Source organism: Micromonospora sp. NPDC005205 (assembly GCF_040608275.1).
Lineage (GTDB): Bacteria > Actinomycetota > Actinomycetes > Mycobacteriales > Micromonosporaceae > Micromonospora.
The window spans coordinates 635,795-662,318 of record NZ_JBEXHV010000001.1 but is presented as its reverse complement, the minus strand read 5'-3'; the positions used below and the strand labels follow the sequence as shown (position 1 = coordinate 662,318).

Here is a 26,524-nt window from a genome sequence, read left to right as displayed (position 1 = left end):
CCCCGGGCCGTTCCTGGGTCAGGCGTTGACCGTCTCCGGGCGGTGGTCGGTGCTGCCCGCGCCGGTGTTGCCGTCAGCGTCCGAGTCGGACATCGCGATGCCCTTGCGCTTGCTGAACACCACCGACGCCACGATGATCAGCGTCGCGACCAGCGCGATGCCGACCCGCAGGCCGACGTTGCGTTCGTCGCCGACGCTCCAGGCCACCACGGCGGGTGCGATCAGCAGCGAGACCAGGTTCATCACCTTGATCAGCGGGTTGATCGCCGGGCCGGCGGTGTCCTTGAACGGGTCGCCGACGGTGTCGCCGATGACAGTGGCGGCGTGCGCCTCGGAGCCCTTGCCCCCGTACGCGCCGTCCTCGACCAGCTTCTTGGCGTTGTCCCAGGCCCCACCGGAGTTGGACAGGAACACCGCCATCAGGGTTCCGGCACCGATCGCACCGGCCAGGTACGCCGCGAGCGCGCCGGGCCCGAGGCCGAAGCCGACAGCGATCGGCGCCAGGATGGCGAGCAGGCCGGGGGTCATCAGCTCGCGCTGCGCGTCCCGGGTGCAGATGTCGACGACCTTGCCGTACTCCGGGCGCTGGGTGCCGTCCATGATGCCGGGCAGCTCACGGAACTGCCGGCGGACCTCCATCACCACGGCACCGGCCGAGCGGGACACCGCGTTGATGGCCAACCCGGAGAAGAGGAAGACCACCGCCGCGCCGATGATCAGGCCGACCAGGTTGCGCGGGTTCGCCACGTTCAGCGAGTTGAGGATCTCCGTACCGACGTCGCCCACGCCAGCGTCCTCGTACGCGCTGCGGAGCGAGTCGGTGTAGGAGCCGAACAGCGCGGTCGCCGCGAGGACCGCCGTGGCGATCGCGATGCCCTTGGTGATCGCCTTGGTGGTGTTGCCGACGGCGTCCAGTTCGGTGAGCGTGCGAGCGCCGTGCTCGTCGAGGTCACCGGACATCTCGGCGATGCCCTGGGCGTTGTCGGAGATCGGCCCGAAGGTGTCCATCGCGACGATCACGCCGACAGTGGTGAGCAGGCCGGTGCCGGCCAGCGCCACCGCGAACAGCGACAGCGTGATGGAGCTGCCGCCGAGGAGGAACGCCCCGAAGACGCCGGCGCCGATCAGGAGCGCCGAGTAGACCGCCGACTCCAGACCGATGCTGATGCCGGCCAGGATGACGGTTGCGGCACCGGTCTGCGAGCTCTTGCCGATGTCCTGCACCGGTCGCCTGTTGGTCTCGGTGAAGTAGCCGGTCAGCGCCTGGATCGCGGCGGCCAGCACGATGCCGATCACGACCGCGCCGATGGCGACCAGCCGGGGGTTGCCAGGCGCGTCGGTGAGCCCGCTGTCGAACTCGCCGAACGTCGCCGGGAGGTACGCGAAGGCGGCGACAGCCACCAGCACCGCGGAGAGCACAGCCGACAGGTAGAAGGCCCGGTTGATCGCGGTCAGGGCGTTGCGGTCGGTCGCACGCAGCCGGGTGATGAAGACGCCGACGATCGCGATCAGCACGCCGATGGTGGAGATGATCAGCGGGAAGACCAGGCCCTCCTCGCCGAACGCGGCGCGGCCGAGGATCAGCGCGGCGACCAGCGTGACCGCGTACGACTCGAACAGGTCGGCGGCCATGCCGGCGCAGTCACCGACGTTGTCGCCCACGTTGTCGGCGATGGTGGCGGCGTTGCGCGGGTCGTCCTCGGGGATGCCCTGCTCGACCTTGCCGACCAGGTCGGCGCCGACGTCGGCGGCCTTGGTGAAGATGCCGCCACCGACCCGCATGAACATCGCGAGCAGGGCGGCGCCGAAGCCGAAGCCCTCCAGCACTGTCGGCGCGTCGCCCCGGTAGATCAGAACGACGAGCGCGGCACCGAAGAGGCCGAGGCCGACGGTGAAGAAGCCGACGACACCGCCGGTCCGGAACGCGATCTTCATGGCCGCCTCGCGGCCGCCTGCCCGCTCCCTCGCGGCGGCGGCCACCCGCAGGTTGGCTCTGGTGGCCAGCCACATGCCGGCACCGCCGATGAACGCGCTGAACAGGGCGCCCACCACGAAGAAGAGCGACCGGCCGAGCTTCACCGCAAGCTCACTGCCGTCGGTGTCGTGCACCGGAAGCAGGAAAAGCAGCACGACGGCGATGACCACGAAGATCGCCAGGGTGCGGAACTGTCGGAGCAGGTAGGCCGAGGCGCCCTCCTGGACGGCCCCCGAGATCTCCTGCATTTTCTCGGTGCCCTTACCAGCGGCCAGCACCGTTTTCGTCAGGGCGGCAGCGAAACCGAGCGCCACCAGCGCGACAACCGCGGCGATGACGACGTAGGTGACATTGCTTCCGGTAAGGGAAAGCCCGCCGCCGTCGGCGGCCAAGGTCTCGGACATCTGTGTCCTCCTGTTACCGAACAATCGCGCCGGTGAGTGGAGACGCACTGACCGACGCCTGGATGCGGACTCGCAAGCGCGCGCCAACCCACCAGCGGACCAGCGATGAACACCCATACCCGCTGGCTGCGGGATAGGTCACTTGCTGACAACCCGGGTACTGTAGCCCTCCACAGTGTTGGAGGTCACACCCAGGTGGCACCGTGTCGCGATGATCTTCGTCGCTGTGTTATGAAACGAAATCTGATATAGGGCCCGATCCATGCAAAGAAGGCCGCATCCCCAGCAGGGGACGCGGCCTACGCAGCGGAACTGGTCAGCGGCCGACCGGCCACACCATCCGCACCTCGGTGCCGATGCCCTCGTCGACCGGGCGCACCTGGAGGTCCTCGACGAAACCGGCGAGCAGCGCGAAGCCGACGCCGGTGGTGAGCGCCTCATCGGTCAGCGACTCGTTGGCCAGTTCGTCGGGCGGCAGCGCGGTCAGACCGATACCCGCCTCGATCGGCGCCCGGTCCACCACCCGCACGGCGTACGAGCCACCGTCGGACATCTCGACCAGCACCGGGTCGGCCAGGCCGTACTGCCGGTGCAGGGCCACCGCGCGGGTGCACGCCTCACCGATGGCCAGGCGCACCTCGTCCAGCAGGTCCTCCCGCACACCGGCCCGCCGGGCAACGGCGACGCCGACCAGGCGGGCGGTGCGCACGTGCACCGGAGCGGGCGAGAAGGAGAGCTTGACTGTCGCCATCACGCGTCGGCGCCCGCCGAGTCGGCGCTGACCGCCGCGTCGACCGTCGGGTGCAGCGGAAACACCTGGTCCAACGCGGTGATCCGGAAAATCTTGAGCAGCGGCTCCTTGTCGCAGACCAGCGCGAACGAACCGCTGGCCGAGCGGAGCCGCTTGAGCGCGCCGACCAGCACGCCCAGCCCGGTGGAGTCGAGGAAGTCCACCCGACCGAGGTCCACCACCACGTGACGGGCGCCACCGTCGATCAGTTCGAGGAGTCGCTCACGGAGCCGGGGCGCGGTGTAGACGTCCACCTCACCACCGACCTCAAGCACCGTGTGCTCGCCCACGGTGCGGGTCGCCAGTGACAGCTCCATCGGTCCTCCTCGCCAGAGCCGTAAACTCTCGTGGGCATCTAACCACTACCGCCGGGGCGGCCTGCGGACGCCAGCGGAGGCTTCCCCTTACCCCGGTGTCCGACTTTTCATCTCCGAACACCAGTGCGAGAGTGCAGGGCGTGACCTCCAACGACTTCAGCTCCGCGCGCGGCACGCCGCGCCACGACCTGGAGTCGTCGTCCGCAGCCACCGTATCCGCTGGTCCCGGCACCGGGCCAGCGCCCGCCGACCTGCTGCGCCGGCTACGCGCCCGAGGCGCCGCCGACCCGGTCACCCACGTCGAGCGGGTGCCGGCCCGCGCCGGGGTGCCCGCGCCGTGGCCGTCGTGGGCACCGGCGGAGTTGCGCGCGGCGTTCACCCGACGCGGCGTGGTCGCGCCGTGGCAGCACCAGGCCGAGGCTGCCAACCTGGCGTACGAGGGCCAGCACGTCGTCGTCGCCACCGGCACCGCGTCCGGCAAGTCACTGGCGTACCAACTGCCCGCCCTGGCCACAGTGCTCGCCGACCCCCGGGCCACGGTGCTCTACCTGGCACCGACCAAGGCCCTCGCCGCGGACCAGTTGCGCGCCGTCTCCGCGCTGGAGCTGGAAGGGGTACGCCCCGCCTGCTACGACGGGGACACTCCGCGCACCGAGCGGGAGTGGATCCGGCGGCACTCCCGGTTCGTGCTGACCAACCCGGACATGCTGCACCACGGCATCCTGCCCGGGCACGCCCAGTGGTCCGGCTTCCTGCGCCGACTCGCGTACGTGGTGATCGACGAGTGCCACACGTACCGGGGCGTGTTCGGCTCGCACGTCGCGCACGTGCTGCGTCGGCTGCGCCGGCAGTCCGCCCGGTTCGGGGCCACCCCGGTGTTCGTGCTCGCCTCGGCGACGTCCGGTGACCCGGCCACCGCGGCCGGGCGGCTGACCGGGCTGCCGGTGACGGCGGTCACCGAGGACGCCTCCCCCCGCGGCGGGGTCACCTTCGCGCTCTGGGAACCGCCGCTGCTGCCACCCGACTCGTCGGCCTCGACCCCGGTGCCGCCGCAGGCGACGGGCGAACACGACGAGCTCCACCAGGTCCGCCGGTCGGCGCTGCGCGAGACCGCGGACCTGCTCGCCGACACGGTCGCCGAGGGAGTACGCACCCTCGCCTTCGTCCGCTCCCGCAAGGGCGCCGAGGTGGTGGCCACCAACGCGCGTCGAGCGCTGGACGACGCGGTTCCGGGGCTCGGCGACCGGGTGGCCGCCTACCGGGGTGGCTACCTGCGGGAGGAGCGGCGCGAGCTGGAACGGGCGCTGCTGCACGGCGACCTGCTCGGCCTGGCCTCCACCAACGCGCTGGAGCTGGGCGTGGACCTGGTCGGGCTCGACGCGGTGCTGATCTGCGGCTACCCGGGCACCCGGGCGTCGCTGTGGCAGCAGGCGGGCCGCGCCGGGCGTTCCGGGCAGGAGGCCCTCGCGGTGCTGGTGGCCCGGGACGACCCCCTGGACACCTACCTGGTGCACCACCCGGAGGCGATCTTCGGCGCGCCGGTGGAGGCGACGGTGCTCGACCCGGCCAACCCGTACGTGCTGGCACCGCAGCTGGCCTGCGCCGCGGTGGAGGCGCCGCTCACACCTGCCGACCTGGCGCTCTTCGGCGAGGGGGCGAAGGAGGCGGTCGACGAGCTGGTCGCGGCGGGGGCGCTGCGGCAGCGGCCCACCGGTTGGTACTGGCGGCACCGCGAGCGGCCAGAGGTGGACCTGCGCGGCGAGGGCGGCGCCCCGGTCGCGGTGGTGGAGTCGTCGACCGGCCGGCTGCTCGGCACTGTCGACGGCGGCTCGTCGCACTTCCTGCTGCATTCCGGCGCGGTCTATCTGCACCAGGGCGTCTCGTACGTGGTCGACCAGCTGGACCTGGCCGACGGTTGCGCGCTGGTACGCGCCGAGGAACCGGACTGGTCCACCCACGCCCGCGACGTCACCGACCTGTCGGTGGTGTCGGTGCGCTCGTACGTGGACGCCGGCCCGGTGGGCATGTTCCTCGGTGAGGTGGATGTGACCAGTCAGGTGGTGTCGTACCAGCGGCGGCGGATCGCCACCGGCGAGGTGATCGACACCCGGCCGCTCGACCTGCCCACCCGGGAGCTTCGCACGGTGGCGGTCTGGTTCACCCTGTCACCGCAGTCGTTGGCCCTCGCCGGGGTCCAGCCGGCCGACGTGCCGGGTGCGCTGCACGCCGCCGAACACGCCGCGATCGGCCTGCTGCCGCTGATGGCCACGTGCGACCGGTGGGACATCGGCGGGCTCTCCACCGCCCTGCACCCCGACACCGAGGCGCCGACCGTCTTCGTCTACGACGGGCATCCGGGTGGCGCCGGGTTCTCCGAGCGGGCGTACGGGACGGCGGCGGCGTGGCTGCGGGCGACCCGGGACGCGATCGCGGAGTGCGGCTGTGAGGCCGGTTGTCCGTCCTGCGTGCAGTCACCGAAATGCGGCAACGGCAACAATCCCCTCTCCAAGCCGGACGCGATCCGGGTGCTCGACGTGGTGTTGGCGAACCTGCCGGACTGAGCGGCTTGCATGAATCGGCCTGGCACGGGGCACAATGGTGTGGGAGCGCTTCCATCGATGCCCATGTTGCCGACCGCCCCCGTGCCCGAGGAGAAGCCGTGGCCGACACCATCGCCGAAACCGTCGACCTGCTCTACACCATCGACCAGGACAATCTCACCCTCGACCAGCAGATCGCGCTGGGGTCGGCACTGGCCGCCCTGGCCCAGGCGGAACGGCTGGAACAGATCAACGAGCGGCTGCGCGGCATCCACCAGGTGCTGAACACCTGGTCGCTGCGGGCCGCGAACTCCGTCGACAGTCGCTGACGTCTTTCGGAGTGGTCCTGCCAGGGCACCAGTGACCACTCCGTGCTGGGTAGTCGTCCAGCGACCTCGACGGCTACCCAGCAGCAGCTGAACAAGGGCGGCAGGGACGCGACGGTTGTCGGGCTGTGCGAGACTCCGGCGCACCAACCCCCGGAGGAGTGCACATGCAGCTCGACAACTTGCAGGGCCAGCACCAGTTCCACATCCGCCAGCGACTGCGCATGATGGTCAACCAGTACGAGGTCCGGGCGGTCGCCCCCGACGGCACCGAGGGTGAGCTGCTGGCGTTCGCGCAGCAGAAGCGGCTCGCCTTCAAGGAGCAGGTGACCATCTACACGGATGACTCCAAGCAGCAGCCTCTGCTCGGCTTCAAGGCCCGCCAGCGCATCGACCTCGGCGCCACGTACGACGTCACCGACGCGGCCGGCAACCCGATCGGGCTGTTCCGCAAGGACTTCGCCCAGTCGCTGCTGCGCTCCACCTGGCACGTCGAGCAGGCCGGTCTGCCGCAGGTGACGGGCCAGGAGCGGAGCATGCCGGTGGCACTGCTGCGTCGATTCGTCGACTCGCTGTCCTGGCTGCCGTACCACTTCGACTTCACCGCAGGCGGTCAGCCGGTCTTCACGGTGGTCAAGAAGTGGGGCCTGCGCGACAAGTACGTCGTCGAGGTGCAGAACCCGCAGATCGACCGTCGCCTGGTCATCGCGATGGCCGTCGCCCTCGACGCGCTCCAGGCCCGCTGACACACCCGGCCCGGGCCACGGCGGTGCGGCGACCCTCCACGGTCGCCGTGGCGGCCACCCAATCCTCGGCTGCCGGCCGGGACCTGGACCTCAACCAGTCCCGGCCGGCGGGCCGCAGGCGCCCTGGCCCCCCTGCCCCCGGATGCGGTCCGCTCCCCCTTTGGAGCTGATGTCGTAAACGCATCACGCCCAGCGTCGTAAACGATTCAGCTCCGTAGCGCCCACCAATCCCCGATGGCCCCAGCTCCGTCAGCCGCGCAACGACCCGTTCCCGCGTTTGACACCACGACGCCGGTCAGGCGGGCAACCACCCGGCTCAACTACGTACCGGGCCGGCGCGGGCGCTCGCCGTAGCCACCCGGGTCAGGCCGGGTAGTGGTGTGAACGCCACCTCGACCGTCACCAGCACGTCCATCCCGTCGAGGTGACAGCCGACCAGCCGGCCGTCGTTGCGACCGGCGAGGTCGGATGCGGACGCGCACGCTGCGGCGTCGCCGTCGAGCGCCCGCGCCGCCCCGGCCAGCGCGCCGAGGTCGGCTGCTACCGCCGCCCGCTGGCTCGCCATTCCGGCGGCGACGATGGCGGCGCCGAACGTCCCGAACACCACGAAGACGAGCCCCATCGCCAGCAGCAGGACCGTAGCGCCACCTCGCTGCCGGTCCGGCCGGCCGTCAACGTGCTCCCCGGAAGCCGGTGGGTGACCGGTGCCGGGTGACGGATCTCTTCGCACTACCAGCTCCCCTCGTGCGCGCCCGGTTCGACGGCGGCGACCGCGGTGGCGACCACTGTGATCCGCGGTAGCCGGCCGCCCAACGTCCGGACGGGTGCCCGTACCGTCGCCCGCACCCGGTCACCGTCGACGGACACTGAAACCGCCGCGCCCGGCGGCGCCGCGCTGTCACCCTCCGCGCCGCCGTCCGCGCCCCGGGCGGCGGCGAGCGCAGCCTCCCGGGCCGCGTGCAGGCAACCCGCCTGTGCGCTGACGGCGTTGACAGCGGTCAGGCCGGCCAGCAGGAGCAGGAGCAGCGCCGGCAGGCCGGCCGCCAGTTCGGCGGTGAAGGACCCCCGGTCCCCGCCAACGGTCCGCGGGAGGACGCGAAGTCTCCGCCCGCCGCGTGCCGCCGGCCCGGGAACGCTCGAACCTGGATCGCGGCCGGCCTGCCGGCGCTCGATCACTTCAGTGCCCGGTCGATGACGGCGGTCAGTGCCGACTGGACGTTGCCGGAGGTCAGCACCTTCAACAGGATCCCGGCGAAGGCGACCGCGGCGAGGGTGCCCACGGCGTACTCGGCCGTGTTCATTCCGGCATCACCGCGCAGGCGTGCGATGAGTTTGCGCATGACTGTTTCCCTTCTCGATGGGTCAGAGCACGTCGCCGAGAACGGCGACGATCACCGGCACGAGTCCGGCGAGAATGAACGCGGGCAGGAAGCAGAGCCCCAGCGGCAGGACGATGAGCACACCCGCCCGGCGGGCCGACGCCTCGGCAGCGGTGGCCCGGTCGGCGCGCAGGTCGTCGGCGAGCCGGGTCAGCGCGCCGGCCAGGGCGGCACCACTGTTTGCCGACCGCAACGCCGCTGCGGTCAGGCGCTCCGCGCCGGGCACTCCGTCCAGCGCGGACCATGCCTCTGCTGGGCCACCACCGAGCAGCAGCGTGCGGCCGACCCGGGCCAACCGGCCGGCGAGTGGCCCGTCCAGTGCCTCGGCGACGGCCAGTACCGAGCGATCCACCGGGACGCCCGCCCGCATCGCCGCGGCCAGCAGGTCGGCGGCGAGCGGTAGGTCGGCGGCCTCCTGCTGCCGCCGCCGACGCACGGCGGGCGACTCGATCCGCCGCAACAGGAGATCGAGCAGGAACGCGGCCGGGATAGCGCCGAGCAGCCCGAGCCAGCCCTCGACGACGATGGCCACGGCGAGCCCAGCCAGCACCGCCACGAGCCGGATCACGTCCGGTCGCCGCCTGGCTGGGCCTTGGGCGGTCATCCGGCCCGCCCCGGTGCCGCGCCCAGCCGTTCCGCCCAGAGGAGGCCCACTACCTGAAGGGCGACCGCGACAACCGCGCTGGCGCCGCCGACCGTGCTGTGCAGGAGCACCGCCATGGGGTCGACGCCGATGCCGTACCCCAGCCCGATCCCGCCAACCGGCAGGGCCGCCAGTAGCCAGGCCGTGGCCCGGGCACCGGCCGCCTGGGCCGCCGCCGCGGCCAGACCCCGGTCGGTCGCCCGTGCGTCCGCCTCGATCCGCTCCAAGAGCTCCGCCAGCGGCGCGCCGGTCCGGTCGGCCAAGCGCACCGCCGCCGAGGTCAGCTGACGTAGGCGACTCCCCCCGTCACTCCCGACGGCCGTGACGTCGAGCACGTGTGGGACGGGCAGGCCGGCCCGCAGGTCCGCCGCGAGGCCGCAGAGCTGGTCCAGCCCACGTCGTCTGTCCCGCTCGGCGCTCCGGTTCACTCGCCAACGCAGCGCGGCGCGCACGGCCAGCGTGCCGTACCCGGCCACCGCGACCGCAGCCACCGGACCGCCGACCACGGCACCCACCCCGCCGCCAAGCAGACCGACCACCGGCAGCACACGGGTCGTCGATCGCGCGATGCGCACCGATGGAGGCGTACCCGGCCTTCCTCCGATCGCGCCGACGCGCCCGTGGGCGCGGCAGTCCACGATCGCGCACCCGTCGGACGCCGCCCCGGCGGACGCGCCGCCTCGACAGCCGGCGTCCAGGTCGCCGTGCCTGTCAGCGGTTGCCGGGCCGGAGACGTCGTTCCGACCGGCCGTGTCCACGCCGCTGACACCGATCGTGATCGTGGCCGCTGACGCGCCCGGCTGCCGTTCGGCATCGAGCATCGTGGGGACCACCCCCGGGCGGGCGGTGCCGGTCGGGCGTCGGGGATCCCGCCGGGCCGGCGGGCGCGTCGGCCCCTCCGGACGTGTGAACCCGTCTGCCGCTCCCGGCCACCTCGGGCTGCGGGTGACGTCCCGGTCGGGCCAGCCGAGTGCCGTCCGTCTTTCGTTGGCACCCGCGGTGGCACCCGACTCGCCCGCGATGCCGACCGGATGACCCTTGGTCGGGGCAGCTCCGGTGCCGTCGACCGGCCCGTCCGGCGTGCGACCGAGTTCCCTGATCCACTGCACCAGGGCGTCATCCGGATCAACACAGCCGGACATCCGCTCCGGTGCCAGCACGCGGCGGCGACGGGACCGAATGGTCCGCACGGGCCACGCCACCAGGGCAGCGGCGACAAGGAGCAGCGCCGCAACCAGCATCGTCTCGGCGGTCATGCCGGACCCGCCGATCCGGGCCATGGTTCGCTGAGGATGGGTGGCACCGCCACCCCGCGCTCCCGCAGCAGCGCCCCGAGGGCACGGGCGGCGAGCCCGAGCCCGCTGCCGCGCACCCAGGCGGGCACCACCGTCACCATGCGTTCGGGCCCCTCGGGCAGCAGCAGGCAGACCGATTCCAGGACGCGACCCCGGTCGCCGCGTCGTACCTGGAACAGCACCTGCAACGCGGCGGCCACCTGGGCGTGCAGCGCGGCGCGAGGCAGCCCACCCAACATGCCGAGGGCCTCCAACCGGGCCGGCACGTCCGACGGTGTGTTGGCGTGCAGGGTGCCCGCGCCCCCGTCATGGCCGGTGTTGAGCGCGGCCAGCAGGTCGACCACCTCACCGCCCCGGCACTCCCCGACAACCAGCCGGTCCGGGCGCATCCGCAACGCCTGCCGGACCAGGTCCGCCAGGCTGACCACGCCCGTCCCCTCCACATTGGCGGTACGTGCCTGGAGCCCCACCACGTGCGGATGCCCCGGACGCAGTTCGGCGGCGTCCTCCACCAGCACGATCCGTTCGGTGGTCGGCACCATCCCCAGCAGGGTGTTGAGCAGGGTGGTCTTGCCCGACCCGGTGCCCCCGGTCACCAGGTACGCCAACCGGGCCGCCACAACTGCGGCGAGCAGTGGTGCCAGCGGTCGCGGCACGGTCCCCTGGCGTACCAGCTCGTCGAGGGTGAACGGCCGGTGCCGGAAGGTCCGCAGCGAGAGGTAGGGACCTTCGGTCGCCACCGGCGGCAGGACGGCGTGCAGTCGGGTGCCGTCGGGAAGCCGCGCGTCCGCGTACGGGGAGCCGTCGTCGAGCCGCCGCCCCGCGCTGGCGATCAGCCGCTGCGCCAATCGACGGACGTCCTCCACCGAGCCCATCGGGACGGCGACCTGGTGCAGCCCCGACCCGCGGTCGACCCAGACCCGGACGCCGTTGACGAGGACGTCGGTGACCTCCGGGTCGGCGAGCAGCGGCGCCAACGGCCCGGCGCCGACGAGGTCGTCGCGCACCCGGTCGGCGATCCGCAGCATGGCGGTGTCACCGAGCACTGCGGCGGCGGGTTCGGCCCGTACCGCGGAGACGATGGCCGCCGCGGTGACCGGGGTGGCGGCGGCGGCGATCCGCTGCCGTACCCGGGCGGCGAGCGTGCCGTCCTCCGGCCCGGCGGTCACGCCGCACCCGCAGCCGGCGCGCCGGTGAGGTCGGTGACGATCCGTTGGCAGAGCACGGCGAGTGGGCCCTTGCCCCCGGCTGCCGGCGCCTCGCCCCGTTCCAGCCGACGGCAGAGCTCCGGCTCGGGGCGCAACGTGCCGGCCAAGGGGAGGCCCAGCGCCCGTGCCACCTCGGACGCCCGCAACCGCCCGGGTGCGGGCCCGCGCACCACCACCGAGAGTGCAGCGCAGTGCGGGGCGGCCGCGGCCACCACCCGAGTGGCCGCCGCGGTGGCACGCAACTCGGCCGGCACGACAACAAACGCCTGGTCCGCGGCTTGCAGCGCCACCACAGCCGCTTCGTCCAACTGTCGGGGCAGGTCGATCACCACGAAGTCGCGCCCACGCCGGGCCGCGTCGACCGTCGCCGCCATCGCCGTCACCGGCAGCGGCAGCATCTCGCCGCGGTCCCAGGAGAGCACCACGAGGTCACCCCGGCTGGGCAGGGCCTGCACCAGCGCAGGGGCGTCCACCCGTCCGTCGGCGCTGGTGAGCGACGGCCAGCGCAGGCCTTCCAACTGCTCCCAGCCCAGCACGAGGTCGAGGCCACCACCGAGCGGGTCGGCGTCGACCAGGAGGGTGCGCAACCGGGCCCGGGCGGCGGTCACCGCCAGACCACCGGCGAACACACTCGCCCCCGCACCGCCCCGACCACCGAGGACCGCGACGACACGGGCGCCGACGCCGGCCGGACGATCCGGATGATGTTCGGCGAACCGATCCACCAACCACGGCTCTGCGGCCGGCAGCGTGGCGACGTGCTCGGCCCCGATCAGCTCGGCGATCTGCCAGCCAGGGTCGAGCTGACCAGCCCGGCCGAGCAGCACCAGCCGAGGGCGCTGCGGCAACCGGGCGCGCAGGCAGGCCTGCGCCTGGTCGGCGCCGAGCAGCACCAGGGGCGCGGTAAGCCACCGGGTGCGGGCAGCCGCTGGGTCGCGGGCGAGTTCCACCTCCGTGCCGCCGACGGCGGCGAGCCGGAGCACATCGTCGAGCAGGTCGTCGTCGCCGGTGACGACCAGCGGGAGCCGGCGGATCGGCGGAACCGTGGTACGGGGTGGCATCGCGGCCTCCAGCGGTCGGGCTCTGGTATGCCGTCGACAGTGCTCGGAATCCACCCCACGAGCCGTCCCGATGTCGTCGCCTGTGGACAACCTGGTGGCCTGTGGAAAACCGCCACCGAGACAGTTGATCTGCTACGGGCGCGGGCATCGCGGCAGCTACGGCCGTTGCGGAAAAACAGCGGGGCCGCTCCCGAAAGGAGCGGCCCCGCAGGTCGCGGTCAGCCGACCCGGTCGGTCCAGCCGGCATCGAGGATCACCTGGTACGAGCTGATCCGCACTGGTGACAGCGTCAACCGCTCATCGGCGAGCAGTTCGCCCGTCGTCGGATCGAAGACCAGAAGAGATTGCGCGTCGTGTTCGCGGTCGTCGAAGGTGACGGCGACCCCGTTCCGACCGGCGCGGTCCGTGACCTGCCCCCGCCAGCGGAAGCCGGGCACGTCGGCGAGGACCCGCAGGACCGCCGCTCGGGTCGCACGCGGTACGACGTACCGGCCGTAGAGCGTGCTGACCTCCTTGCTCGCCGCCCCTGCGCCGTATTCGACCTTCAGCAGCTCCCGTAGCTCGGCCGGGACGGCCGACGGCGGCCTGAGTTCCTGCGGCGGCAGCGGGATCATGGCCGGAGCAGGGGTGCCCTCGACCGCCGGACGCGAATCGAAGGCTCGCTGCCAGTAGTCCCGGGACTCCTGGTCGGGGTACTGCGGCTCCAGCTGTGTGTTGATCTGACTGCCGGTCCCGTCTGCGGCCTGCCAGACCTTGGAGGCCCCGGCGAAGGCGACGTGGTGGCGACCGTCGGCGGAGGTCATCACCGGATCGCCCCACACCTTCGTGTGGTGATACATGTAGCGGCCGCGCTGGTGGTCGTACGCCGCATCTTTGATCTTGTCGGCCAGCAAGCGCAGCTGCGGGCCGGCGGCCGGCGGATCCGCGTCGAACTGGTAGGCGACCGGCACGAGCACCAACCCCGCTGCGTCTCCAGGCCCGCGCGGGGCCTCCGGTGCGCGCTCGCCGAGCGGCTGGAGCACCGCCACGGCACCGGCTGCGACCGCCAGCGTCCCGGCCGTCAGGACCAGCCGACGGGTCGGGTGTACGCGACGACGCCCGGCGACCGTCTCGGTAGCGCTCGCGCGGTCGATGAGCTCGCGAGCCGAGACCGGCGGTGGCCCGACGGCGGCGTTGCGGGCCGGGTCGGCCGGGCCGAGAAGAGTACGGGTTCGCTCTGCTCCGAACATCACAGATCCTCTCGAATGGTCGCCAACACCGGTCGATGCCCGGTCTGCGCGGGCCGGGCCGACATCGCTTCGGCAAGGCGACGGCGGGCGCGGTGCAGGCGCACTGCCGCGGTCGCCCCGGTGCAGCCGAGAACCTTGGCCGCCTCGGACACCGTCAGCTCCTCCCAGCCGACCAGCCGGAGAATCTCCTGGTCGAGGTCGTTGAGGTTGGCCAGTGCGGTCCAGATGTCGGCGACCCCGACGCTCGTGTCGGCACCCGACGATCCGGCCAGTCGCTCAAGGTCGACATCGGTGATCGGGAGGAGGTCCGGTGCGCCGCGTCGCGACCGCCACTGGTTCGCCAGAAGGCGTCGGGCCACCCCGTAGAGCCAGGGCAGGCTGCGCTCCGGCACCTCGGCGCGACGACGCCAGGCGACGACGAAGACCTCCTGGGCAAGCTCCGCCGAGGCATCCCGGTCAGCGAGCCGACGCAGGCCGTATCGAACTATGTGCTCGTACTCGGCGGCGTAGAGGCTGGTGAACCAGCCCTCATCCCGCTTCTTCGGTGGACCCACCCGAACCCCCATTGCCTCGGCGACTCTCACAATGGCTTGTGTCGCTGAGGGCCCCGGGATTACCGCGCGGCCTCGGGCGGGTGCCGCCAACCGGGGAACGAACGCTGCGGTCAGTCGTCGATCGCCTGGTAGACGGTGGTCCAGAAGTCGTGCCACATCGGCAGCCGCTGGTCGCCAGCGTGTGCCCGCTGCATGAACACGATCGCCGTCAGGTCCTCGGCGGGGTCGTTGTACCAGGCCGTGCCGTAGAAGCCGGGCCATCCGTAGCTGCCGACCGAGGGCCCGAGGTGTGTGCGGCGGGTCCGGACCGACATTCCGAAACCCCAGCCGATGGCGTCGAAGTAGCCGGGCCAGAACCCGGAGACGGCCTTCTGGGCCGCGGTCAGGTGGTCGCTCGTCATCAGCGTCACCGCAGGCCGCGACAGCACCCGCTCGCCGCCGTGGACACCTCCGGCAAGCAGCGCCGAGGCGAAGGCGAGGTAGTCCCTGGCGGTCGAGACGAGCCCGCCGCCACCGGACTCGAACAGGCGCGGTCGACTGAACCGCCCGTCGGGACCGTCCTCGACAACCGGCTCGCCGCTGGCGGCGTTGTCCTGCTCGTACGCCGTAGCGCACCGGTCGATGCTCTCGCTACCCACGTTGAAGGCGGTGTCGACCATCCCCAGTGGCTTGCAGACCCGCTCACGGATCGCGTCCCCGAAGGACATGCCGGTGGCCCGGGCGATGAGCACGCCGGTCACGTTGGCGGCGGTGTCGTACATCCAGCGCTCACCTGGCTGGTGGACGAGCGGAAGGTCACCGAGCTGGCGGATCCACGCGTCCGGCGACTGATATTCGAGTGCGCCCAACGCGTCGGCGATCGGCACCGTGCCCGGCTCGGCGGGGACCATGCCGGTGCCAAGGGTGCCGTCCAGGACGTCCCGCAGCGTTATCGGGCGTTCCGCCGGGACGGTGTCGTCCAGCGGGCCGTGAGGATCGGCGAGCACTGACATGTCCGCCAACTCCGGGAGAAGATCGTCGACCGGATCGTCGAGGCGGAGGGTGCAGTCCTCGACGAGGGTCATCGCACACGCGGCGACGACCGGCTTCGACATCGAGCCCAGGCGGCAGATCGTGTCGGCCGCCATCGGCGTCTGCGACCCGGGACCCTCGAACGCGAGCTGACCCGTCGCTTCGATGTGCACCTCACCGTGCCGGGCGAGGACGACCACCATGCCCGGGACGAAGCCGGACTCGACGTGGTGCTCAAGGAACCCCCGCACCCGGGCCAGCCGTTTCGACGAGAAGCCACCAGCAGCCACGCGTTCCTCCTCAGCTCGTCCCGCTGGGAAATTACACGCCAGGCGGCGGTCGCACGGCCCGCGACGACGTGGGGGTGGAGACCCGACCGAGCAGCAGACCCCCGCTTTCAGGGCACGAGCGAGCCTTCTGGTGCCGAGTGGTGTCGGGTGGCGCGCTCCCACGGGAAAGGGACGACCCCCGTCGGGGGGAAAGTGACCTGACGTAGCAGCGAGTGTGATCAAGTGCCGTGCCGCGTGGTCAGACGCACCAGTAGTGCTGTCGAGCATGATCGGGAGTCACCACGCGGTACGACGTTTGCTGACGATTCGCTGACTACTGGGTGACGCGCTGCGGGCGCCCGAGGACGGCCGCAGGCCGCCCGCAGGGCAGTCCGCGAGCGCGCGGCGAGCGTCCGACTGAAAATCGGAAGGTCGGCGGTTCGACCCCGCCCCTGGCCACATAGCCTTTCGCCGGGCTACAGAGGTCCCCACCAGCGGAAACGCAGGTGGGGATCTTGCTGTCTGGGCTCCTGCTGCACCCCGCACCGATGGCTGTGGTTGACCGCTCTTACCGGTGATCACCCTCACATGTTGCACGTTCGCTGCACGCTGCTCCCTGGACTACCGGCTTGACCGGATGCGCGGGTCGTCCTGCCTCTCCGCCCGGTCGAACCCCCTGCGCTCCTCGTCCGTATCTCCTGTCGAGCGGCGACCCGATACGAGACGCGGGTCCGGTTCGTTGAAGCCACGACATCCCAGGAATGTCGTACACCCGTTCGATACTTACGTACGTCGAACTACCGGGCATCGGCGGCGGGGAGGTTCTAGGGATAGAAGTGGCCTTCCGTGCGCGAGCGGCGTCGGTCGGACGATGAACGGCGGCACGATAGTTCAACCGGCGTCACAACGCCTGGCTCGTGTCAAGCAGACGACTGTATCTAAAGATCCACCACTACCACAGGTGACGTAACCCGAGACCCTGGGTAGGGTCTAGACATGCCGGCGGTGAAGATGTCTATCAATCCCACCATGCTGGCTTGGGCGATGGAGCAGGCCGGAGTCAGCGAGGATCAGCTAGCAAATGACCTTCATCTAGCACCGGAAGTGGTCGGTGCGTGGTTAAGTGGTGACGCACAGCCGTCCACTGGTCAACTGCGTGCGGTAGCAAAAGAGCTAAGTCGGCCTACCTCTCTCTTCTTTCTACCACGACCGCCTGTACCTACAGTTACCCCTACCGCTTTTCGCTCCCCAATCGGAAGCACGGGGGAACGCACGCTGTCCAGAAACGAGCTGGACGAAATCCGAAAGGCTTCTCGACGGCAAAAAATCGTCTACTGGGCGCAGCAACAGCTCCAACTCGATGACCGACTTATCCTTCCGCCGTATTATTCGGACGCCGAAGAAGTCGCTAGAACGGTCCGGAAGTGGCTGGGCTGGCATGTAGACGACCAGGTGAAGGCGACAAGCAAGAGTGCCGTAACGAAGACGCTCCGAGCCGCGCTCGAAGACCGAGGGCTAATCGTCCTTCAACTCTCGATGGGGGATGACCACTGCCGTGGCTTCTCAATCGCACATCGGTCGGTGCCCGTCATCGCGTACAACACCAAGGGCCATGTGGCCGCAGCCCGGTCGTTCACGATTTTGCATGAGCTCGGGCACCTCATCAAAAATGAACAGGCGGTCTGCGAGAAGCCTAATGACGCTACCGAGAGATGGTGTGATGAGTTCGCCTCGGCATTTCTCCTGCCGCGACGCCATCTAGAATCCTATGTACGGCTAAGGATTGGCAAGGGCCGCACCCGCATCGAGGACGACGACTTGGATGCGATTAGGCTTATCTCTAATCGGTTCAAGGCTAGTTACCAATGCGTCGCCCTTCGCCTCATTAAGCTTGGCTGGGCGAACTGGAAACTCTATGAGTTGGTGCGGAAGCCGGGCACGGAAGTAGACCAGGGCTTTTCGAGAGAGGCGCAAACTACTCCGATCATCCGCCTTCGCGAATATGGCTCTACCTACGCACGGGCGGTGCTGACGGCGCGTCAGCGTGGTCTATTGTCCGAAACGGATACTCGCAAATACCTTGACGTCAACGGCGACCAGTTGCGCAGTCTTGAGCGGCGGCTGGAGAACGTCGGCTGATGGATGGCGAGACCCTATACGTCATCGATGACCATGCCGTGTTGATGATACCCCGACTGTGCGAGGTTGATTCACTTCCGAACGTACTCGATGAACTTACGGACATGGTCAGGCTGGGCCATCTCTGTTTTCCCGACCAAATCGTGCATGACTGCGCTAAGTGGGCTACCGGTGAGACGATCCACACCTGGATCAAGGCCGTGAGCGGCCATCGGCAGCTCAAGAAGCTTCCAGGTAAATGGCAGGAGGAGGTTCTCGGCCAGTGTGAGGACCTTTGTGACTACGACGACGAAAACGAGCAATCGCCTGTCTTGGTAGCTGCGATGGCGCTGATGATCTCCAGGGAACATCCGCAGGTCGGCATAAGCGTCGTTACAGAGGATCGGAGCAGCCTTCCCACCCGCATGTCCCTCAACGATGCCTGCCTGACACTGGGCGTGACATCAATGACGGCTCGGGATTTCCTATCCGCAACGAAGGCTTCCCGCTACTTAAATTGAATCCGGGATGACGACCAGCTCTTTAGCGACGTCTTGCATGTAATGCCGAAGCGATGGCTCTGGGATGGCCTTCTTGTCGGCAAGCATCGTGAGCATTAGAGAGCAGAAATTGAGCAGAGCCCGCCCTGGTTCCGCAACTAGACGTTCATTCTTCTTCCGGCCCTTGCGAGTGATGGGATGGCGAATTCCATCCCTCAGGACGAAGGATCCGTTCTCATTCGCTTCAGGTACATCCCAATCATTAGACACGCGGCTACCCTCGCCGTCGCGGCGATGAAGAGCAGCAATGCCGGCAGGATACGCACTTTGACCGGCACCCGTCATGATGTCGGCTCTCCCAGTAAGCAGCCCTCCGGATACGACGCAAAGAAGATCGGGCCGCTGCGCCTCCTCAACCGCTCGGAGGAGGTTGACAGTGATGGGAGCGGTTAGTGCCTCCGCATGATAGGCGACCACGCAGAAGTCCGGCAGGCTCGTGCCGCGCGGCTTCAGTTTATTCAGCGACGACTTTTTGCCCGCACACTCCTCTATCTCGTCCGCGTTGAGAGTTGTTTTAACCTCAATGACCATAAAAGTATTTTCAACGGGGAATAACATCTGATTAGTTTGAGCCATGATCGTTGGTTGATTGTTCAGATCAAAGATAATGATGTCCGATTGTTTCGATCGACCTCCATCGGCGTCGATGACGATTCCAGTGCCAATCCCGAGGCTTTTAGGAAGAAGGCGGGCCATGAGCGAGATCAGAGATTGCTCGTTTTCGCGACCCTGCTCCCCAGCGTGGCCGATTAGCTGGTTGAAGGTATCGACCTCCTCTTGGAGGCGCCGAGATACTCCCGACCAGTAGGTCTCTACGATGCTCACGCTCGACCGCTCCCCGCTAGAAATGATCAAGAGAAGTTCGTCAACCTTCTCATGTGAGAGGGAAGGCTATCTAGCGGCTGTCCGCACTTCGTTTTAACCCAGTTGGCTGGCCGAGGCGGAGACGGTCGCTCGTGTCCGACACCCCTTGTTGACTGCCATCCCGTCTGCCGCCGACCCACACACCGTGGAGCGGGCCAGGGCCAGGGCGCCAAGGTGGAGCGCCCTACCGGACGAACGACCTTGGCGCCCTGGCCCTGGTCTGCTCGGCTCGCCTGGGTCGGTGGTAGACGGGATGGCAGCCCCAACCACCCACCCACCGAAATCGTTCGGCAACTCCATCTCGGAGTCGTCTGGCCCCCGCCGGAGGCAGCCCTAACCCCGCCCCTCCCTCACCTCCCATCCTCTCCACCTACCTCCCCTTCTCATGGGCCTCAGCGGCCCGTGACCGCTGTTCGGCAACTCCGGCTGCCTGGGTGCCTGCCGGTCTTCGCGCGCCTTCGGATCGCGGAGGACGGCTAAAGCATGTCCGCCAAGCCGCGGTCATCCGGACTCGTCACCGGGTCACCTCACTGACCCCAGGGGTGACGCGCGGGGCGGGGTGTGGAGGTTCGGGCCGGCTGACTTTCCGCCCCGGCGCCGTAGGCGGCCGGGGCGGCGGCTCCGTCAGGAGCCGGTTACCGCGCCCCGGCCCGCGCCGCGCGGAGCGCCTTGATCCTGATGAGAACGTTTCGGCAGTCGCATCGCTAGCCCGCTTCCCAGCCGACTCGCTTACAAGAACTGTGCATGGCGTTCGGCTGCTTCGCGCATACGGCTCTGGCATCGGGTGATGATCCGCCCCGGTCGCTTCCGGCTGTCTCCGTTCAGCCCCGTTGCCGTCTTCCGTAGAGGTGACAGCCGCTCCGTGCTGACGTCTGCCTCGCAGGGCTGTGCCACTCGGTGAAGGCGGGGTCGCGCTCGGTGGTTGCCCTGTGGCATGGTGCGGGCGTGAGCGAAGCCGGGCAGACGGATCGGGTGACGGCGGTGCCGGAGAAGCTGGATCAGTGGCATGACTTCCGCAAGAGCGTGGCGCTGGTGTCGATGGTGCTGTTCTTCTTCTGCCTTCTCGCCCTAGGCAACGTCGTCTACCAGCTAGCCATCGCCGGAGACGAACGCGGAGTCTTCGACCCGTGGTCGTTCCTCGGTTTCCTCTTGGTCGCGGTGCCCCTCGGCGTGGCCGCAGTGACCGGCTTGCGCGTCTACCGGGCAACCAACAACGCCGAATCGAAGCGGCGTGGCCGAATCATGGGACTCGCGTTGCTCGCCGCCGCTGTCCTGCTCGTCGTAACAGGCATCATCGGGGACCGACTGTCGTGAGCTTCTCTGTCGAACCCGGTGCCCTGGAACGGGCCGCGTCCCTCATCAACGACGCGAGCAACGATGCCCAGACCGCGAGGGCATACATGCTCAAGCACACCGACATGCAGTTCGACAACCAAGGGCTCCTCAACAAGGCATGGCAGGCGCATGGGAACCTCGTCGACGAAATGACCAAGCGGCTCACCCACCTGGTCGACCTGCTGCAAAAGTCACGCAATGCGCTGCAAGCCACCGCGAACTACTACCGGCACACCGACACTGGCAACGCGGCCCGCCTGGACGCCACGTACCCGAGTGTCGACCGCAGCGGGTACGAACTCCCCGGCGGGCGCCCACTAAGTGGGAACATGCCATGAGAGAGCCGACAGATTTCCTACTGGAGCCCGGCCAACCGGATGCCTCACTGACCAAGGGCTTCGCCAATCCCATCGGCATCCTGGACGCCATCTCCATCTCCCATTGGATCAACCAGATCATTAAAGACGTGGCCGGCTACGACGTCATCGGCACCATCACCAACGTCTTCGTCGGCGACTGGGAGAGCTTCTACAAAGCAGGCGACGCCTACGGCAACCTCGGCCAGAGCCTGCAAGCCCTCGGCCAGAACGTCAGCCTGATCTCCTCCCAGCTCGACCAGCAGTGGGACGGCCAGGCCGCCGACGCCGCGTTCAACTACTTCCGCCAACTCGGGACCGCAGCGGTTGAGCAGAACGTCGTCCTGGCTCAGATCGAGGAGCAGTACCACGAAGCCGGACGAGCAATCTGGCTGTTAGCCGACATGATCGGCGGCCTCATCAAGCTGATGATCGACAAAGCCATCATCATCGGCGTCAGCGCCGCCGCCGGCACCGCACTCATCGAGACCGGCGTTGGTGCCGTCGCCGGGTACGGCATCGCCACCTGGCAAGCCATTGAACTAGTCAAAAAGGTCAATGACGCCGCGCTGAAGATCCAGACCGGAGGTACCCTGATCCTCGGCTTCTTCAGCTTCATGAAGACCCTCGCCGAGCAGGGCGGCAACCTGTCCCAGGTCCCCCTGCCCGATCAGCCCTACACAAGCCCGGTGCTCCGTGACGCAACCTGAATCGCAACCAGAGCAGCAGTTCCTCGAACTCACCGAAGGCAACCAAGGGCTTGCCAAACTCCTCCATGCCAGCCTCGCCCAACTCCGCGATGGCGTCGCCGGCGAAGACCTCCAAGAGATGGCTCGCGACGTCCTGGCCGGCCACACCGACCTTCGACAGATTGCCGCCAGCGATGCCTACGGCGGCATGCTGCTCGACCACTACCAACGCTTCCGTGAGTGGGAACAAACCATCGACCCGGAGGAACGCCAACACATGGCCAACCAAGCGGCCGACCTTGCCGCGGATCTGGACACACGCGACCAATAGAGGCGATCGCGTGCACAGACCCAGCCCGCTACTCACCACGCCGAGTTGAAGCGGAACTAAGGGCCGCTGCCGCGCTGCCAGCGGCGATGCTGTCCGACACCTGCTCAGAAGATTTCTCGGGCTGCCATGGTTGCTCGCTGCTTGACGACGTTTCACGGTTTCTCGTGCCCTCTGTGTGCCCCACGGCCCGACGCGGCGTGGTTAGCTGCGGCAACTCTCGACGTCTCGCATGCCTTGCTGCTGTCGAATGTGCCGGATCTGTGCCTGCTGATCTTCGTAACGACAGTGTCACCCTTATGTCCCAAGCTTTCTCGCGCCACCCGGGCCGTCGCTGCACCCGTTTGGAGCGGTCGACCGTTACCCTTCGATCGTGAGTGACTTTGTGCGATACACCTCTCGGTCCAGATGTTGGAGAACGTGGGCGGGTGACATCAAGGAGATTCACGCGATTGCGGACATTTTCGAGAATGCCGCCGAAAAGGTGAGAAACGAAATCTTAGAGCAACACCAAGAGCACGAGGAAACAGCACGTTTCTGCACTTGCCTTTCGGACGCCAAATCGGCTGTCGCCACCGCTCGTATCAGTGAGGGCAGTGAAAGCATCTCCGGATCTCTACATGCAGTCGTTGCAGCAATAGACCGGCGCACCTTTAAACGGATGACGTTCAAACTAAAGGGCTTTTCATCTCCGCAACTGGAGCTTACGTTCGATAGTGAGCTTGAGTCTGGCCAAGGGCTCACGCTGCAAGTCTCGTCTAGCTGGCGGGATTGGGTTCGTCAGACCTTTACAGAACTGTCCGACGAGATCGACAAAGGCGTCCCTCGGTGGCATTTCCTTCGCACAGGTCCTGGCCTAGCCTTGATAACTTTGGTCGGAGGTTTGGCCGGTTTTGCCATCGCCTTGCCAATGTTTAACAGCGGAAACAACTTTGTGTCAGCCCTCGGAACTTCCCCGATTATCATCCTGATGATACTTTCGCCACTTCTAGCCTATATTTGGGCCTTCCCTGGCTTCGAGATCACTCACGAGGGAGGAACCACGACAGGCGCTAGACGCCTGGCCTTTATCTGCGCGCTCCTCCTCTCGATCCCCATCGGAATAGTGATCAATCTAATCACTTAGCTGGAGATTTGGAATCGATCACCAGGACGAGTTGCCCCATCCCGTCTGCCGCCGACCCGCCCTCATTGGGAGCGGGCCGCCACCCGGTCCGCGACGTCAAGCGGACCTTGACGCACGTTCGGACGATGGCGGGCCGGGTGGCGGTCTGCTCGGCTTGCCCGGGTCCTCGGCTGGCGGGATGGCCCAGCGCAACCACTCACTGACCGCGACCCGCCGACGGAACCTCGGCCATCTCGGAGTCGTTGCGCCCCCGCCGGAGGCGCGTTAACCGTGACCAACCCGCCGCCGCGACCCGCTGCGCGGACCCGGCGTGCCCTTCCCTGTGCCGCGCCGATCGGGCGCGGCTCGGCAGGCTGCCGGCCAACGAAACTCAACCACTCTCGGCGCTACCGTCAGCGGCGGCCCTTGGGCTTCCCGCTCTCCGCGCCAGCCGACGGGCGCCGCCTTGAAGACGTACAGAAACTCAGCGCGGTCGGTGCTAACCGCAGTGCTAACCGCACGCTTTGTGGAGTCGTTCGACCGCGACAAAGATCTGCTGCTCAGGGCCAGGCCGGCTCGGTCGCCACTCAGCAAGTAGGGGTCGGACGGCATCGACCAGCCCGGAGAGTGCCTGGTCAGTTGCCGGCTCGGGCAGTGCGTCAAGCGCCGCCACTGCGACCACGGTCGCCTGATACCGGTATGCGTTCGTCGGTGTGTCGTGCCAGCCGGGCGAGTGGCGCCACTCCTGCACACGCTGGTGCACCTCGGCTGCGGCGGTCCGGATGACGGCCGCTTGCTGGCGAGGTGTGAATTCGGTGCGGGCGTCAAGGCGGTCGGCGGGTTCCTGCGGCGGCGTGTCGGCGTCGCGCATGGCGGCGATCGTACCGGGGCCATGATCGGAACTGCTCGCCCGCGTGCTGCGCGACGATGGCGATCAGTCGGCGGTGTCGTTCCACTCCGGGGCAAGGATCGAGTAGAGCTGGGAGTCGCGCCAGGCACCGTTGGTGAAGACGTGATCGCGTAGCCGGCCTTCGTACTGCATCCCGAGCCGCTTGGCGACGGCGATGGAGGAAGCGTTGTCGGGGCCGATAGCTGCGGTGATGCGGTGAAGCTTCAGCTCTCGGAAGCCGTAGTCGATGATGGTTCGGGCTGCGTCGGTGGCGTAGCCGTGTCCCCAGTGATCGGCGCCGATGGCGTAGCCAAGCTTGGCAGCCTGGTGCCCGGAGAGTCCGAGGCGGGCGAAGCCGATCATCCGGTCGGAGGTGTCAGCGACGGCTAGGTAGTACTCAGTGCGCGGATCGACCTGCGCGCGGCTTACAGCTCCCTCAACCATGGCGACAGTGGCGGCCTGGTCGCGTCTGTCGAACGAGAGCCACTGCGTGACCCGGTTGTCACCGACGATCGCCAAAGCGTCGGCCGCGTCATCGGGTCGCAGTTCGCGAAGAGTGATGACGCGGCCGGGGATGGTGATCGGGTACATGTGCTGATGGTGCCTTATCGAGGAAGGGCGTTGGCAGGCGTGTGCGTGAAGTGCTCGATGCCATCGATGAGGTCACGGGCGTCATTGGCGTGGCCAGCACGGGTGATGGCCTGGTGGACGCGACGGACCGAGTGGATGACGCCGTTGATGCGCTGGTCGGCGGGAAGATCGAGCACGGGGGCGAGGGCATCAGTGGCGGCGTCGAGTTCTCCGCTGGCGACGCGGGCAATGGCGAGGTTGGTGTGGGAGCCGGCCTGGTCGCCGAAGGCCCACGCCGGGTCGTAGCGGTCGGAGTACGCCTGGACGGCACGCAGGGCGTAGCGCTCGGTGGCGTCGGCTTCGCCGGGCAGCCAGGCGAGGGCGTCGCTGGCGTAGTAGAGGGTGCGGGGCTGGTTGAAGGTGCAGATGCCGCCGATCTCGTCCATCTCGTCGGGGCGCACCCGGGACCAGGTTTCCTCAGCCTCGGTGATGGCGGCCTTGGCCTGTTCCGCATTACCGAGTGCGGCGTAGGCACGTGCAGCGCTGACGGGCAACCATACGGCAGAGGTGCCGCCTGCTTGGGCGGCGTACTCGCGTCCCGCCTCGGCGTAGCGGACCGCTTCGGCGTACCGGCCGGCCCAATAGGCGACCAGCGATTGAAGTCCGCGGAGCCAGGCTTGCAAGCCGGGGTGGCCGGACTGATCAGCACATAGAACCGCGGTGCGGGCTTGCAGCATCGCGGAGTGCGGGTCGGCCATGTCGTGGGAGACCTTGGCGAGTAGGCCACTGGTGATGCCCGCGAGGAAGTGCAGGTCGCGCGACTGGGTCGGCTGTTGGCGACGTTCGAGCAGCGTGAACAGGGTGTCCTGAGTTTCGGCCAGGTCCGGCAGGATCTGGCTGACCGGTCGCTGCGGGTAGGCCAGTGCGAGGCGCTGAACGTCCTCGGTGAGCTGGTCGATGGCTGCCGGGGAAGTGGCTTCGGCGGCGAGCATGGCGTACTGGCGGGCACGTTGTGCGGCCATGGCGAGGAGGTTCCTTTCCGGGCCGGCGCCGGTGGGCTCGACGATGAGGTGTCGGGCCGGCGCAGGGGTCAACTGGTGGGATGCCCAGGGGCGCTGCAATTCATCGACCGGCTTGCCGAACATGGCCTGCAACGCGCGCCGGGTGGCGGGGTTTGATGAGGCCAGGTCCCGTTCGCCGCGTGCCAGCCGCCCGAGGTGCCGCGCGCTGATCGCCGCGCGGGAGTCCATGCGGCTGAACTCGTCGGCCAGTTCCTCGTACGTACGGTCGCTGCACTGGATCAGGTACTCCAGGACGGTGCGGGGTTCGTGGCGGTCTCGGGCCATCGTCGACGCCTTCCTGATGGGCTATCTCCACGCTCACTTACGCGAGGTCCTGAACACAACGCAGGTCCTCATGGTGTCCGCCCGAGGTCCGTCAGAGGTGCTGTTTCGGTCCTCGATCGGTCTCCACAACCGGGTGTTCTATCTCCACCATGGACGTCTCACCCACCGCAATTGTGCATGTACTCGCCGCTGAGGTGCACGTGGCGAAACGACGCCGGGCGGCTCGTACCCGCGCCGACTCGGGTACGGGCGTGGTCGGGAGCGGTATCCGGCTCCTCTGGTGCGTGGGCGAGGGGCAATCGGGTGGGGCGACGCACCACGCTTCACGGGCCGAAGTTTCCTGCTCGGGCTGTGAGGGGCGTGGATGGAAGATGGCCAGTCCTCGGCGGTCCCTTCGCGCACCGAGTGATCCGGACCGGCTGCAACGGCGGGACTGCCCGGACTGCGCCGGCACCGGTAGGTACACACGATCGGCGGCAGTTGTCGTAGCGGTTGCGTCCTGAGCAGGGCACCGGAGCAGGTGCAGGCAAGCGATTCGCGGTGTCGGCCGTGGCCACAGCCCGCCTGCTTCGGTGCCCATCCACTGATCGAGGGCGGGTGGTGATGGTTCCAAAGCC

Annotated in this window: 27 protein-coding genes and 1 tRNA gene; 11 read left to right on the top strand and 17 right to left on the bottom strand. The window is 68.6% G+C overall.

Features of this window, described 5'->3' with window-relative positions:
• Positions 1–18 precede the first annotated feature (18 nt).
• The 3 genes from ABZU43_RS03160 to ABZU43_RS03150 form a co-directional block, all read right to left on the bottom strand.
• Positions 19–2,379, bottom strand: coding sequence for a sodium-translocating pyrophosphatase (locus tag ABZU43_RS03160; protein ID WP_355004902.1), 2,361 nt, complete (start codon positions 2,377–2,379; stop codon positions 19–21).
• 316 nt (positions 2,380–2,695) lie between these two features.
• Complete coding sequence (locus tag ABZU43_RS03155; RefSeq protein ID WP_030334228.1) at positions 2,696–3,133, bottom strand: ATP-binding protein; 438 nt, start codon at positions 3,131–3,133, stop codon at positions 2,696–2,698.
• Entirely contained in the window at positions 3,130–3,486 is a 357-nt protein-coding gene (locus tag ABZU43_RS03150; protein WP_355004901.1) for an STAS domain-containing protein, read from the bottom strand. Before ABZU43_RS03150 ends, ABZU43_RS03155 begins: the two co-directional genes overlap by 4 nt.
• A gap of 140 nt (positions 3,487–3,626) precedes the next feature.
• Between ABZU43_RS03150 and ABZU43_RS03145 the strand changes: the two genes are divergently transcribed.
• The 3 genes from ABZU43_RS03145 to ABZU43_RS03135 all read left to right on the top strand — a co-directional run bounded on the left by ABZU43_RS03145 (position 3,627) and on the right by ABZU43_RS03135 (position 7,098).
• Positions 3,627–6,047 carry a DEAD/DEAH box helicase gene (locus tag ABZU43_RS03145; RefSeq protein WP_355004900.1) on the top strand — a complete coding sequence of 807 codons (2,421 nt, stop codon included), beginning with the start codon at positions 3,627–3,629 and terminating at the stop codon, positions 6,045–6,047.
• Between the two features lie 98 nt (positions 6,048–6,145).
• Positions 6,146–6,355, top strand: a complete 210-nt coding sequence (locus tag ABZU43_RS03140; RefSeq protein WP_355004899.1) for a hypothetical protein — start codon at positions 6,146–6,148, stop codon at positions 6,353–6,355.
• A 164-nt stretch (positions 6,356–6,519) separates the two neighbouring features.
• Positions 6,520–7,098 (top strand): hypothetical protein, encoded by a 579-nt coding sequence (locus ABZU43_RS03135; protein WP_238668797.1) that lies wholly within the window; start codon positions 6,520–6,522, stop codon positions 7,096–7,098.
• A 316-nt stretch (positions 7,099–7,414) separates the two neighbouring features.
• Here the strand turns inward: ABZU43_RS03135 and ABZU43_RS03130 are convergent, their stop codons facing one another.
• The 10 genes from ABZU43_RS03130 to ABZU43_RS03085 form a co-directional block, all read right to left on the bottom strand.
• Entirely contained in the window at positions 7,415–7,828 is a 414-nt protein-coding gene (locus ABZU43_RS03130; protein ID WP_355004898.1) for an Rv3654c family TadE-like protein, read from the bottom strand.
• Entirely contained in the window at positions 7,828–8,145 is a 318-nt protein-coding gene (locus ABZU43_RS03125; protein ID WP_355005187.1) for a TadE family type IV pilus minor pilin, read from the bottom strand. Before ABZU43_RS03125 ends, ABZU43_RS03130 begins: the two co-directional genes overlap by 1 nt.
• A gap of 125 nt (positions 8,146–8,270) precedes the next feature.
• Positions 8,271–8,438 (bottom strand): DUF4244 domain-containing protein, encoded by a 168-nt coding sequence (locus ABZU43_RS03120; RefSeq protein ID WP_081883916.1) that lies wholly within the window; start codon positions 8,436–8,438, stop codon positions 8,271–8,273.
• A gap of 22 nt (positions 8,439–8,460) precedes the next feature.
• The gene (locus tag ABZU43_RS03115; RefSeq protein ID WP_355004897.1) at positions 8,461–9,081 is read right to left on the bottom strand and encodes a type II secretion system F family protein; all 621 of its coding nucleotides are present in this window, start codon (positions 9,079–9,081) and stop codon (positions 8,461–8,463) included.
• The gene (locus ABZU43_RS03110; RefSeq protein ID WP_355004896.1) at positions 9,078–10,376 is read right to left on the bottom strand and encodes a hypothetical protein; all 1,299 of its coding nucleotides are present in this window, start codon (positions 10,374–10,376) and stop codon (positions 9,078–9,080) included. Before ABZU43_RS03110 ends, ABZU43_RS03115 begins: the two co-directional genes overlap by 4 nt.
• On the bottom strand, positions 10,373–11,584 hold the full coding sequence (locus tag ABZU43_RS03105) for a TadA family conjugal transfer-associated ATPase (RefSeq protein ID WP_355004895.1): 1,212 nt from the start codon (positions 11,582–11,584) through the stop codon (positions 10,373–10,375). Before ABZU43_RS03105 ends, ABZU43_RS03110 begins: the two co-directional genes overlap by 4 nt.
• A complete protein-coding gene (ssd, locus tag ABZU43_RS03100) occupies positions 11,581–12,684 on the bottom strand; it encodes a septum site-determining protein Ssd (protein ID WP_355004894.1) in 1,104 nt (367 codons plus the stop codon). The genes ABZU43_RS03105 and ssd overlap by 4 nt, the downstream gene beginning before the upstream one ends.
• A 218-nt stretch (positions 12,685–12,902) precedes the next feature.
• A complete protein-coding gene (locus ABZU43_RS03095; RefSeq protein ID WP_355004893.1) occupies positions 12,903–13,913 on the bottom strand; it encodes a CU044_5270 family protein in 1,011 nt (336 codons plus the stop codon).
• Complete coding sequence (locus ABZU43_RS03090; RefSeq protein ID WP_355004892.1) at positions 13,913–14,467, bottom strand: sigma-70 family RNA polymerase sigma factor; 555 nt, start codon at positions 14,465–14,467, stop codon at positions 13,913–13,915. The genes ABZU43_RS03095 and ABZU43_RS03090 overlap by 1 nt, the downstream gene beginning before the upstream one ends.
• Before the next feature lie 110 nt (positions 14,468–14,577).
• Positions 14,578–15,768: a serine hydrolase domain-containing protein gene (locus tag ABZU43_RS03085; protein ID WP_355004891.1), complete on the bottom strand. Its 1,191-nt coding sequence runs from the start codon at positions 15,766–15,768 to the stop codon at positions 14,578–14,580.
• 376 nt (positions 15,769–16,144) lie between these two features.
• On the opposite strand from ABZU43_RS03085, the gene ABZU43_RS03080 reads away from it, so the two are divergent.
• From ABZU43_RS03080 to ABZU43_RS03070, 3 genes are all read left to right on the top strand, one after another.
• Positions 16,145–16,206 (top strand) — tRNA-Phe (locus ABZU43_RS03080).
• 537 nt (positions 16,207–16,743) lie between these two features.
• Positions 16,744–17,886, top strand: coding sequence for an XRE family transcriptional regulator (locus ABZU43_RS03075; protein WP_355004890.1), 1,143 nt, complete (start codon positions 16,744–16,746; stop codon positions 17,884–17,886).
• The gene (locus tag ABZU43_RS03070) at positions 17,886–18,386 is read left to right on the top strand and encodes a hypothetical protein (RefSeq protein ID WP_355004889.1); all 501 of its coding nucleotides are present in this window, start codon (positions 17,886–17,888) and stop codon (positions 18,384–18,386) included. The genes ABZU43_RS03075 and ABZU43_RS03070 overlap by 1 nt, the downstream gene beginning before the upstream one ends.
• Here ABZU43_RS03070 and ABZU43_RS03065 read toward each other — a convergent pair.
• Positions 18,378–19,250, bottom strand: a complete 873-nt coding sequence (locus ABZU43_RS03065; protein ID WP_355004888.1) for a DUF6602 domain-containing protein — start codon at positions 19,248–19,250, stop codon at positions 18,378–18,380. The genes ABZU43_RS03070 and ABZU43_RS03065 overlap by 9 nt on opposite strands.
• A gap of 984 nt (positions 19,251–20,234) precedes the next feature.
• On the opposite strand from ABZU43_RS03065, the gene ABZU43_RS03060 reads away from it, so the two are divergent.
• The 5 genes from ABZU43_RS03060 to ABZU43_RS03040 all read left to right on the top strand — a co-directional run bounded on the left by ABZU43_RS03060 (position 20,235) and on the right by ABZU43_RS03040 (position 23,123).
• Positions 20,235–20,603: a hypothetical protein gene (locus tag ABZU43_RS03060; RefSeq protein WP_355004887.1), complete on the top strand. Its 369-nt coding sequence runs from the start codon at positions 20,235–20,237 to the stop codon at positions 20,601–20,603.
• On the top strand, positions 20,600–20,962 hold the full coding sequence (locus ABZU43_RS03055) for a WXG100 family type VII secretion target (RefSeq protein ID WP_355004886.1): 363 nt from the start codon (positions 20,600–20,602) through the stop codon (positions 20,960–20,962). The genes ABZU43_RS03060 and ABZU43_RS03055 overlap by 4 nt, the downstream gene beginning before the upstream one ends.
• Positions 20,959–21,690, top strand: a complete 732-nt coding sequence (locus ABZU43_RS03050; RefSeq protein ID WP_355004885.1) for a hypothetical protein — start codon at positions 20,959–20,961, stop codon at positions 21,688–21,690. The genes ABZU43_RS03055 and ABZU43_RS03050 overlap by 4 nt, the downstream gene beginning before the upstream one ends.
• Positions 21,677–22,000, top strand: a complete 324-nt coding sequence (locus ABZU43_RS03045) for a hypothetical protein (RefSeq protein WP_355004884.1) — start codon at positions 21,677–21,679, stop codon at positions 21,998–22,000. The genes ABZU43_RS03050 and ABZU43_RS03045 overlap by 14 nt, the downstream gene beginning before the upstream one ends.
• Positions 22,001–22,370: 370 nt before the next feature.
• Positions 22,371–23,123: a hypothetical protein gene (locus tag ABZU43_RS03040; protein ID WP_355004883.1), complete on the top strand. Its 753-nt coding sequence runs from the start codon at positions 22,371–22,373 to the stop codon at positions 23,121–23,123.
• 490 nt (positions 23,124–23,613) lie between these two features.
• Here ABZU43_RS03040 and ABZU43_RS03035 read toward each other — a convergent pair whose 3' ends face one another.
• The 3 genes from ABZU43_RS03035 to ABZU43_RS03025 all read right to left on the bottom strand — a co-directional run bounded on the left by ABZU43_RS03035 (position 23,614) and on the right by ABZU43_RS03025 (position 25,907).
• Positions 23,614–23,973 carry a hypothetical protein gene (locus tag ABZU43_RS03035; protein WP_355004882.1) on the bottom strand — a complete coding sequence of 120 codons (360 nt, stop codon included), beginning with the start codon at positions 23,971–23,973 and terminating at the stop codon, positions 23,614–23,616.
• Between the two features lie 63 nt (positions 23,974–24,036).
• Positions 24,037–24,582 carry a GNAT family protein gene (locus ABZU43_RS03030; protein ID WP_355004881.1) on the bottom strand — a complete coding sequence of 182 codons (546 nt, stop codon included), beginning with the start codon at positions 24,580–24,582 and terminating at the stop codon, positions 24,037–24,039.
• Between the two features lie 14 nt (positions 24,583–24,596).
• Complete coding sequence (locus tag ABZU43_RS03025; protein ID WP_355004880.1) at positions 24,597–25,907, bottom strand: hypothetical protein; 1,311 nt, start codon at positions 25,905–25,907, stop codon at positions 24,597–24,599.
• Positions 25,908–26,524: the final 617 nt, after the last annotated feature.